This is a genomic window from Streptomyces spongiae, assembly GCF_009377185.1.
Taxonomy (GTDB): domain Bacteria; phylum Actinomycetota; class Actinomycetes; order Streptomycetales; family Streptomycetaceae; genus Streptomyces; species Streptomyces spongiae.
The window spans coordinates 1-9182 of sequence record NZ_VJZC01000401.1 but is presented as its reverse complement, the minus strand read 5'-3'; the positions used below and the strand labels follow the sequence as shown (position 1 = coordinate 9182).

Below are 9182 nucleotides of genomic sequence, written 5' to 3'. Positions count from 1 at the left end.
CCGCATCCCTTCCGGGATGCGGAGCCCGCATTTTTTGGGGTCGCTCAGAACATCAGGTTGTACTGGTTGAAGCCCGTGCCCAGGCTGATCCTCGATGAGAAGAGGTCGCTGGACGCCTTGCCCGTGCCGCGGTAGAGCCACAGCGTGCCGTCGGAGCCGCGGGCCATGACGTCGGCGATGCCGTCGCCGTTCACGTCGCCGTTGGTGACGTAGGACGTGAAGTTCCAGCCGGTGCGGGCCTTGATGCGGGCCGACCAGGGGGCGGACGCCTTGCCCGTGCCGCGGTAGAGCCACAGCGTGCCGTCGGAGGAGCGGACCAGGAGGTCGGCCTTGCCGTCGCCGGAGAGGTCGCCGCGGCCCATCAGCTTGACGCCCTTCCAGGCGCCGGAGACGACCTTGACCTTGCTGTTGAACTGGCCGTTGCCCTTGCCCGGGTAGAGGTAGACCGAACCGTCCGCGTCGAGCGCGACGAGGTCGGGGCGGGCGTCACCGGTCAGATCGCCGGGGATGGCGTACGACTTGTAGCCGCCCCAGACCGAGCTGATCTGCATCCAGGTCCACTCCATGGAGGAGTGGTCCATGTAGCTGCGGTACAGCTTGCCGTCCGTCTTGTCGCGGACGATCAGGTCCTGGTAGAAGTCGCGGTCCAGGTCGGCCTGCAGCGCCCAGCTCGTGTTCTCCCAGCCGTTGCCCTGGTACTCGCGGGTCGCGAGCGACGTGCCCTTGCTGGCCTGCGCGAACAGGTTGCCCGACGGCGTGCGCTCCAGTACGTCGGCGCGGCCGTCGAAGGTCAGGTCGGTGTCGTCGATGCGCGGCTGAGCGGCCCAGGTGTACGAGGAGACCTTGGTGAAGACCGGGTAGGCGCCCTCGGCGGTGCAGCCCTGGACACCCCAGGAGACGATGCCGATGATCTTTCCGTTCACTACCAGCGGGCCGCCGGAGTCACCGTTGCAGGGGCTGATGGTGCCGTCGTCGCCGCCGGTCGCCGGGGTGCCCGCGCAGATCATCGAGCCCTCGGCGAAGACGTCCTCGCCGATCACCGACTGCATGGCGGTGTTGCAGGTCGAGTCCGCGACCACCGGGAGGTTGGCCTTGCGGAGCGTCGGCGACAGCTCGGCGCCGTCGGCGCCCGAGGTCAGGCCCCAGCCGTACACCGTGCCGGTGGTGCCGGGGGTGTAGAGGGAGCTGTCGTTGGAGGCCGCCAGCCGCAGCCACTGCTGCTCCAGGGGGCGGTCCAGGGTGAGGACGGCGACGTCGTTCTTGATGGTCGCCTCGTCGTACTTCGGGTGGCTCCACTGGCGCCACACGCCGGCGACGGTGCCCGTGGAGTCGTCGAGCAGGTTGCTGGTCCCCGAGATCACGGAACCGAACTGCTGCCAGTCCAGGCCCGCCACACAGTGGGCGGCGGTGAGGACCTTGTTCGGGGCGACGAGGGTGCCACCGCAGAAGAAGCTCTGGTCGGCGGCCTCGTCGTAGTAGTAGAGCTGGACCATCCACGGGGCGCTGGAGATCGTCGTCTCGGTGCCGCCGATGATGAACGGGGACTGCTCGGAGGGGGACTCACCGGCCTTGCCGGCGTCGGTGGCGTCGGTGGAGTCGCCGGCCTTGGCGGAATCCGAGGACTCCTTGGCCTCCTTGGCCGCTTCCTCCTTGGCCGCCTTCACCGCGCGCTCGCGCAGTTCGGCGTCGGAGGCGGTGGGCTTCGGGGCGGCGGTCTGCTGCCGGGCGATGCCCCCGTCGGGCAGGCCGGCCGGTCCGTCGGCCGCGCTCGCGGACGTCGCGAGGGCGCCGGCGCAGCTCAGCGCCAGCGCGAGGGCGGCCACGGGCAGCGCCATGACCGCACGTCTGTGACGGCCGCGCAGGGCACGTATCACTCAGGGCTCCTGGGGTGCGAAGTCGTAGTAGGGCCCGAGAAGGGCGTACTACAGAACGCGCGGGCCACTCCTGCCGTACATGACGTACGTCAGTGGGCGAAACCGCGGAGCCCCCCTCCGGCGCGGATGATCGTAGGCACCAAATGTCCCTCTGCGCACCGGTGTCACAGCGCCCAAACAAGTATTCGTCCGGCGCCTTCCGGGTTCTCACCTCACGGCCACCCGTTGTTTCCCCACCGGGCCCGGACCCCGGCGCGTTTATCCGGACCCCAGCGCCTTTATATCGGGCATACGAGGTTCTGCCGGGCTTCTCAGCCGGCACTCAGGGACCTCTCATGGACGCGCGACAAGCTCTGAGTCATGACCGAGAGCTTCCGCCGCAGCGGCGAGTACGAGAACCCCCAGGGTCACGGACACCACACCGCGTACCCCCAGCAGCAGCACGCGGCCTCCCCGGTGAACCCGGAGTGGCCGCCCCCGCCGGGATACGGCCCCCAGGCCTCGGCGTACGAGCCGCAGGCACCGGCGAACGCCGGGTACCAGGCCGACGGCGCGTACCAGGAGCCCGCGGCGGCGACCACCGCCACCGCTCTCCTCCAGGAGCCCGTCTCCTCCTCCGCCGCCCCCAGAAGGCGCGCCCGCGGTCCGCTGGCCCTGCTCGCGGCCGTGGCGATCGTCGCGGCGGCCATCGGGGGCGGCACCGCGTACGGCATCCAGGAGCTGACCGGCAAGGACACCGCGGCCTCCACCTCCACCAGCGCCAGCGTGGTTCCGACCAGCCAGAAGGGCACCGTCGCCGGGGTGGCCAAGGCGGTGAGCCCGAGCATCGTGGAGATCAGCGCCAGCTCGAACGCGGGTCAGTCCACCGGTTCGGGCGTGATCATCACCAGTGACGGCGAGATCATCACCAACAACCACGTGGTCTCCGGCGCCTCGTCCGTCAAGGTGACGACCAGCAACGGCAAGGAGTACACGGCCCGGGTCGTCGGCACCGACAGCAAGAAGGACCTCGCGCTGATCAAGCTGGAGAACGCCTCGGGTCTGCAGGCCGCCTCGCTCGGCGACTCGGCCGACGTCCAGGTCGGCGACGAGGTCGTCGCGATCGGCTCCCCCGAGGGCCTGTCCGGCACGGTCACCAGCGGCATCGTCTCCGCGCTGAACCGTGACGTCACGGTCGCCACGGACGAGGGCCAGCAGCAACAGCAGCAGGGCGGTGGCGGCGGTCAGTGGCCCTTCGAGTTCGGCGGGCAGCAGTTCAACGGTGACACCGGTTCGTCCACGACGACGTACAAGGCCCTCCAGACCGACGCCTCGCTCAACCCGGGCAACTCCGGCGGCGCGCTGATCGACATGAACGGCAACATCATCGGCATCAACTCCGCGATGTACTCGGCCGCTTCCGACTCGTCCTCCTCCGACGCCGGCAGTGTCGGCCTCGGCTTCGCCATCCCGATCAACACCGTCAAGTCCGACCTGAGCACGCTGCGCGCGGGCGGTTCCGACAACTGAGCCGCCCCGCGGGGCGCCGAACCAAGGAGTTCGACATGATCACGCAGGTTGTGCACGAGCAGCAGAACAGCGCCCCGTACGGCACCCGGTACGGCGACCCGGCCGGGCTCGGTCTGGCCCTCGCCGTGGCGTACGAGCTGCACCCACCGACGCCGCGCGCCCCCGAGCTGGCCATCGCCCCCGCGGAGGTCCGCACCACGGCCCGCACCACGGCCCGCCGGAACACCGCCGCGCGCACCCGCCGCCGTACGGTCCGCGGCTGATCGTCACTTACCGCACCACCCCCTGACGTGCGAGGCTGAAAGCGCCCGACCCGTCCCACCGCACCCGAGGAACGACACACCATGAGCCCCGCCGAAGGCGACCGTGAACCCCAGCAGCGCATCCTGATCGTCGACGACGAGCCCGCCGTGCGCGAGGCGCTCCAGCGCAGCCTGGCCTTCGAGGGGTACGACACCGAGACGGCCGTGGACGGAGCGGACGCCCTGGAGAAGGCGACCGCGTACCAGCCCGACCTGGTCGTCCTGGACATCCAGATGCCCCGGATGGACGGCCTGACCGCCGCCCGCCGTATCCGCGGCGCGGGCGACACGACCCCCATCCTGATGCTGACGGCCCGCGACACGGTCGGCGACCGTGTCACCGGGCTCGACGCCGGGGCCGACGACTACCTGGTCAAGCCGTTCGAGCTGGACGAGCTCTTCGCCCGTGTCCGGGCCCTGCTGCGCCGCAGCTCGTACGCGGCGGCCTCGGTGGCCGGCGCGGTCCAGGAGGACGAGGCGCTCACCTTCGGGGACCTGCGGATGGACCTCGCGACGCGTGAGGTCACCCGCGGGGGGCGTGCCGTCGAGCTGACCCGTACGGAGTTCACGCTGCTGGAGATGTTCATGGCCCACCCGCGCCAGGTGCTCACCCGTGAGCAGATCCTGAAGGCGGTCTGGGGCTTCGACTTCGAGCCGAGCTCGAACTCCCTGGACGTGTACGTCATGTACCTGCGCCGCAAGACGGAGGCAGGCGGCGAGCCCCGTCTCGTGCACACCGTGCGCGGGGTGGGGTATGTGCTGCGGTCGGGTGGGGCGGAGTGAAGAACGTCGTACGCCGGTACCGGTCGCTTCCGCTGAGGGCGCGACTGTCGCTGCTGGTCGCGGCGGCGGTGGCGTTCGCGGTGGCGGCGGTTTCGGTGAGCTGTTGGTTCGTGGTGCAGGGGAAGCTGTACGACGAGGTGGACAACGACCTGCAGCGTGCGGCGGCGAAGCCACAGCGGTACGACCAGGTCGAGGCCTTTCTCAGTACCTGCCCGAAGGAGCCGAAGGACACGAATACCACCAACGGCCTCGTGGGGCGCGGCTCCTACTACTTCCAGCTGATCAAGGACGACGGCACGGCCTGTGTCGACGAGAGCTCCCAGGGCACGGTCAAGGTCACGTCCAGCGACACCGATGTGATCGAGAACGCGACGAAGACGGGCAACGGACTCGCCCGCAACGGCACCGACGCGAACGGCAACGCCGTACGCGTGCTGACAACGCCCCTGCTGGTCACCGAGGGCGGCTTCTCTCCGCCGCAGATCTACCCCGGTGCCGCGCTGCAGATCGCGATTCCTCTGAAGAACACCCAGAACACCCTCAACGACCTCGCCCTCCTGCTCCTCCTCGTCTCCGGCATCGGAGTCGTGGGCGCCGGAGCGACGGGCCTGTTCGTGGCCCGTGCGGCCCTGCGCCCTGTCGACAAGCTCACCGACGCCGCCGAACACATCGCCCGCACCGAGGACCTGACGATCCGTATCCCCGTGGAGGAAGAGGCAGAGGACGAGATCGCGCGCCTCTCCCGCTCGTTCAACTCGATGACAAGCGCCCTGGCGAACTCCCGCGAACTGCAACAGCAGCTCATCGCGGACGCCGGCCACGAACTCCGCACGCCCCTGACGTCGTTGCGTACGAACATAGAACTCCTCACCCGCAGCGAGGAGACGGGCCGACCGATCCCCGCGGCCGACCGCAAGGCACTGCTCGCCTCGGTCAAGGCGCAGATGACGGAACTGTCCTCCCTGATCGGTGACTTGCAGGAGCTGTCCCGCACGGACACGGGCCAGCAGGGCGACCGCGTTCAGGTGGTGGACTTCCAGGACACGGTGGAGTCGGCCCTGCGCCGCGCCCGCCTGCGCGGCCCGGAGCTGACGATCACGGCGGACCTCGGCCCCTGGTACGTACGGTCGGAACCGGCGGCCCTGGAGCGCGCGATCGTCAACATCCTCGACAACGCGGTGAAGTTCAGCCCCGAGGGCGGCAGCATCGAGGTGGCCCTGGCGCAGGGCACCCTGACCGTCCGGGACCACGGCCCCGGCATCCCCGCCGACGAACTCCCCCACGTCTTCGACCGCTTCTGGCGCTCACCTTCAGCGCGCGCGCTGCCGGGCTCGGGCCTGGGCCTGTCGATCGTGGCCCGCACGGTCCAGCAGGCAGGCGGCGAGGTGACGCTGACCCGCGCGGAGGGCGGCGGCACGCTGGCGACGGTGCGGCTGCCGGGGGCGCCTACGCCGCCGCCCGAGGTGCCGTGAGGGCGAGCCCCTAGTCCGAGGGGGACGCCTGGCGGGCCACGCGCTCCAGTCGGCTTCGATAGTCCTCCCACCACTCCGCGTCCACGGGCGGGATGCTGTTGCTGCCCTGTTTCTCGCCCACAGCGCCGTCCATGAGTTCCCGGACGATGTCGGCGTGCCCGGCGTGCCGGTGCGTGTCGGCGATCACGCGCACGACGGCATGGTGCAGGGTCACCTCGTCCTTGCCGCTCGGCCACCACGGCACCCTGCCGACCGCGTCGAGCGCCAGCGCGTCGAGCGTCGCGTCGGCGTGCGCCCACGCCCGGCGGTACAGCCCCACGATGTACTCACGTGACTCGTCGGCGGTGGCCCACATATCCGCATTGTCCTCGGCCCCCTCATCGAGCCAGGGCATCGGCTCACCGGACGGCCGCCCGAAGGTGTCCCCGAGGTACCCCAGCTCCACACTCGCCACATGCTTGACCAGGCCCAGCAGATTGGTCCCGGTCGGCGTCATCGGCCGACGGACGTCGTACTCCGAGAGCCCTTCGAGCTTCCAGAGCAGGGCGTCCCGGGCCTCCTGGAGGTAGCGGTGAAGGTCGGCTTTGGGATCCGGGGCGGTCTTCGGTGGGGTCATGGGGTCAGTCTGGCGATCGTGGAATCGTTGTCGAACGCCATTTCATGAGCGGACGGAGGCGGTCCGAGCGTCAATCAGTCGCCGGGCTCGAGTTCTCGCACCCGGTAGCGAATCTTCGACGCCTCTTCGAGGAGGGACTTGGCCTCGTCGATGTCAGTGCACTCGTACGCGGCCCGGTGTTCGAGATCATGCACGTGCGCGTCCAGCTTGGGATCACGGGCGAGCGCGTACTCGACCCACCAGCGGGCCATGAACGCGGGCACAGGGCCGAGGTCGTAAGTATCGGCGATCGCCCGCTTCCAGTGCGCGTCAAAGTCGGGGAGCAGCTCGGGTGTGTGCTCGGCGATGGCCTCACGCAGCGCCTTCGGGGCCCGCTCGGGCATGGGAGGGACGACGGTATCGGATTCCGCAGCGTGAGCAGCCATGATCAATGTCCTCCTTCGACGCGCCGTGTCCACGACCACAACCGCGCTCACCGTGCCCGCGCGAGGCCAGCGGCCAAGTCATGCCGGCCCGCACGGAGAGCGGCGGTACGCGGTACGACTGCCGGGGCGCCTACTCCTCCGTCGGAGGTGCCTGATCTGGTTCGACCCCCTGCCAGAAGACCTGTTCCACAATGATCTGGGGATCTTCGACGCGGGGTACGAAGGAGTACTTCAGCCAGCCGCTGCCGTCGTCAAAGAAGAGGGCACGTGCGCCGCTCGGCTCGCTGGACCGTACAGGCACGACCTGCATTCCGTCGGGAAGGCAGGCATCCGTCTCGATACCTCGGAAATATGGATCCTTCGCCGTGACCAGTTCGGCGCGCGCGGCGTAGACCCATTCCTGTACATGCGCAGGCAGCGCTTCGAGGGCGGCGAGAGCATCGAGGCGCCAGTCCATCTGCCAAGGCGGCCCCATCAATCCGTCAGTCACTCGCCGGGCTCCAGTTTTTGCACCCGGTGGCGAATCCTCGCTGCCTCTTCGAGGAGGGCCTTCGCTTCGGCGATGTCGGTGGACTCCGCTGCCCGGAGTTCGAGATCGTGCACGTGTGCGTCCAGCTCGGGGTCCCGGGCCAAGGCGTACTCACCCCACCAGAAGGCCACGAACGCGGGCACAGGGCGTACGTCATACGCATCGGCAATCGCCCACTTCCAGTGCTCGTCGAAGTCCGGGACAAGCTTGGGCGTGTGCTGGGCGATGGCCTCACGCAGCGCCTTCGGGGTCCGCTCGGGCATGGGAGGGACGATGGGATCGGATTCCGCAGCATGGGCAGCCATGATCGATGTCCTCCTTCGACGCGCCGTGTCCACGACCATAGTCGCGCTCACCGTCCCCGCGCGGATTGTCCGCGCACCCACTCGGGCGGAGGCAGCTGGCCCCGGGCCCGCACCTTCTCGGCGGCCAGGGCGTACAGGTTGGCCAGTACGTCCGGCCCTTGGTCGAGTTCCTCGTCGGTCAGCGGACAGCCCATCCGCTCACGCAGTGTCTCGCGGATGGCGGCGATGCGTTCGGCGAGCTGATCGACGGTGGGCTGCTGAGCGGTAGAGGGGGCTGTGGTCGTGATCTCTGGCATGGGATCACCGTGACGGGACCGCACTCCTTTCCGTCCCGGTTTCTCGCCTGCTTCACCCGATGGTGCTTACGTCCGCCCCACCCTTGACGCCCTCCATGAACGCGGACCAGGAGGCCGCTGAGAAGACCAGCGGGCGGGCATCCGGGGTCTTGCTGTCGCGGACGGGGACTATGCCGGGGTGGCCGTCGGCGACCTCGACGCAGTTGTTGTCCCCTCCGTCGCTGTAGGTCGACTTGCGCCAGACAGCGGTGCTGAGGTCAGGGGTTCGCTTCATGATCTGTGCTCCTCCAGTACATCCCTGATGAACGTCAGCGAGTCCGATGGGGACAGCGCCAGATCTCGCAGCCGATCGTAGGACAAACGGTGGCGCATGACGTCCTCTGGATCGTCCATCAGCAGGCCGTCGGTGCCAGATTCCGTGTAGGCCACGGCACTTCCGTCCTTCTGCCAGAGCAGGGTCAGCGACCCCTTGCCCATGAGGTGGTGGACTCCCACGGAGAACGGCAGCACCTGCACGACGACGTTGGGCCGCTGCGCGACGGCCTCGATGCGCAGCAACTGGCCTTCCCACGTCTCCGCGCTGGCGGAGGGACGGCGGAAGGCGAGTTCGTCGATGATGAAACGGACGCTGGGCGCCGGTTCCTTGCTCAGCAGAAGCTGCCGCCCCAGGCGAGCTGCCACCTGCTCCTCGACCGCCTCGGCGTCCTGGCCTGTTGTCTGGGGCCCAGACAACACCTCCCGAGCAAACTCCTCGGTCTGCAGCAGGCCGGGCACATTCGGCGCGTACCTGTGCATGATCCGTGCCGTCGCCTCCAGCCGCATGAACTCCTTGTACTTGTCCTTGAAGGCGTCGATCCGCGCCACCTTCCAGTGACAGACGAGCAGGTCACCGCACCCGTAGTACCCGTCCAAGTCCTCCATGACCGTCACCTTGGACAGCCGCTCGCCCGACTCCAGACGGCTCAGGTAGCTCTTGTCGTAGCCGGTCTCGTCCGCCAGTTGTCCCAGCGTCTTCCCGGCCTTCTCGCGCAGGAACCGGAGCGTCTGCCCCAATACTGCCCGCCCCGACTC

Annotated in this window: 12 protein-coding genes; 4 read left to right on the top strand and 8 right to left on the bottom strand. The window is 69.0% G+C overall.

Annotated elements, in window-relative coordinates; genetic code table 11:
* Nucleotides 1–44: 44 nt before the first annotated feature.
* Nucleotides 45–1874: a trypsin-like serine protease gene (locus tag FNH08_RS35910; RefSeq protein WP_322726038.1), complete on the bottom strand. Its 1830-nt coding sequence runs from the start codon at nt 1872–1874 to the stop codon at nt 45–47.
* Between the two features lie 360 nt (nt 1875–2234).
* Between FNH08_RS35910 and FNH08_RS35905 the strand changes: the two genes are divergently transcribed.
* The 4 genes from FNH08_RS35905 to FNH08_RS35890 all read left to right on the top strand — a co-directional run bounded on the left by FNH08_RS35905 (nt 2235) and on the right by FNH08_RS35890 (nt 5940).
* On the top strand, nt 2235–3383 hold the full coding sequence (locus tag FNH08_RS35905) for a S1C family serine protease (RefSeq protein WP_152775716.1): 1149 nt from the start codon (nt 2235–2237) through the stop codon (nt 3381–3383).
* A 35-nt stretch (nt 3384–3418) separates the two neighbouring features.
* Nucleotides 3419–3646, top strand: a complete 228-nt coding sequence (locus FNH08_RS35900) for a hypothetical protein (protein ID WP_152775715.1) — start codon at nt 3419–3421, stop codon at nt 3644–3646.
* Between the two features lie 81 nt (nt 3647–3727).
* Nucleotides 3728–4468, top strand: a complete 741-nt coding sequence (locus tag FNH08_RS35895) for a response regulator transcription factor (protein ID WP_152775714.1) — start codon at nt 3728–3730, stop codon at nt 4466–4468.
* Complete coding sequence (locus tag FNH08_RS35890) at nt 4465–5940, top strand: sensor histidine kinase (RefSeq protein WP_322726037.1); 1476 nt, start codon at nt 4465–4467, stop codon at nt 5938–5940. The genes FNH08_RS35895 and FNH08_RS35890 overlap by 4 nt, the downstream gene beginning before the upstream one ends.
* A gap of 10 nt (nt 5941–5950) precedes the next feature.
* On the opposite strand, the gene FNH08_RS35885 is transcribed toward FNH08_RS35890, so the two are convergent.
* From FNH08_RS35885 to FNH08_RS35855, 7 genes are all read right to left on the bottom strand, one after another.
* A complete protein-coding gene (locus tag FNH08_RS35885) occupies nt 5951–6556 on the bottom strand; it encodes a DinB family protein (protein ID WP_152775713.1) in 606 nt (201 codons plus the stop codon).
* A gap of 74 nt (nt 6557–6630) precedes the next feature.
* Entirely contained in the window at nt 6631–6981 is a 351-nt protein-coding gene (locus FNH08_RS35880; protein ID WP_152775712.1) for a DUF6247 family protein, read from the bottom strand.
* Between the two features lie 130 nt (nt 6982–7111).
* Nucleotides 7112–7471: a hypothetical protein gene (locus FNH08_RS35875; protein ID WP_322726036.1), complete on the bottom strand. Its 360-nt coding sequence runs from the start codon at nt 7469–7471 to the stop codon at nt 7112–7114.
* A complete protein-coding gene (locus FNH08_RS35870) occupies nt 7468–7773 on the bottom strand; it encodes a hypothetical protein (RefSeq protein ID WP_228034556.1) in 306 nt (101 codons plus the stop codon). The genes FNH08_RS35875 and FNH08_RS35870 overlap by 4 nt, the downstream gene beginning before the upstream one ends.
* 89 nt (nt 7774–7862) lie before the next feature.
* Entirely contained in the window at nt 7863–8111 is a 249-nt protein-coding gene (locus FNH08_RS35865; protein ID WP_152775710.1) for a hypothetical protein, read from the bottom strand.
* Nucleotides 8112–8163: 52 nt separating this feature from the next.
* Complete coding sequence (locus tag FNH08_RS35860; RefSeq protein ID WP_152775709.1) at nt 8164–8385, bottom strand: DUF397 domain-containing protein; 222 nt, start codon at nt 8383–8385, stop codon at nt 8164–8166.
* The coding region (locus tag FNH08_RS35855; protein WP_152775708.1) for a helix-turn-helix domain-containing protein at nt 8382–9182 on the bottom strand (801 nt) is incomplete at its 5' end. The genes FNH08_RS35860 and FNH08_RS35855, both read right to left, overlap by 4 nt.

Excerpts from the sequence above, each read along its gene's own strand:
- FNH08_RS35900 (WP_152775715.1), top strand. The coding sequence starts at position 3,419 with ATGATCACGCAGGTTGTGCACGAGCAGCAGAACAGCGCCCCGTACGGC.
- FNH08_RS35865 (WP_152775710.1), bottom strand. The coding sequence starts at position 8,111 with ATGCCAGAGATCACGACCACAGCCCCCTCTACCGCTCAGCAGCCCACC.
- FNH08_RS35860 (WP_152775709.1), bottom strand. The coding sequence starts at position 8,385 with ATGAAGCGAACCCCTGACCTCAGCACCGCTGTCTGGCGCAAGTCGACC.
- FNH08_RS35895 (WP_152775714.1), top strand. The coding sequence starts at position 3,728 with ATGAGCCCCGCCGAAGGCGACCGTGAACCCCAGCAGCGCATCCTGATC.
- FNH08_RS35880 (WP_152775712.1), bottom strand. The coding sequence starts at position 6,981 with ATGGCTGCTCACGCTGCGGAATCCGATACCGTCGTCCCTCCCATGCCC.
- FNH08_RS35885 (WP_152775713.1), bottom strand. The coding sequence starts at position 6,556 with ATGACCCCACCGAAGACCGCCCCGGATCCCAAAGCCGACCTTCACCGC.
- FNH08_RS35905 (WP_152775716.1), top strand. The coding sequence starts at position 2,235 with ATGACCGAGAGCTTCCGCCGCAGCGGCGAGTACGAGAACCCCCAGGGT.
- FNH08_RS35870 (WP_228034556.1), bottom strand. The coding sequence starts at position 7,773 with ATGCCCGAGCGGACCCCGAAGGCGCTGCGTGAGGCCATCGCCCAGCAC.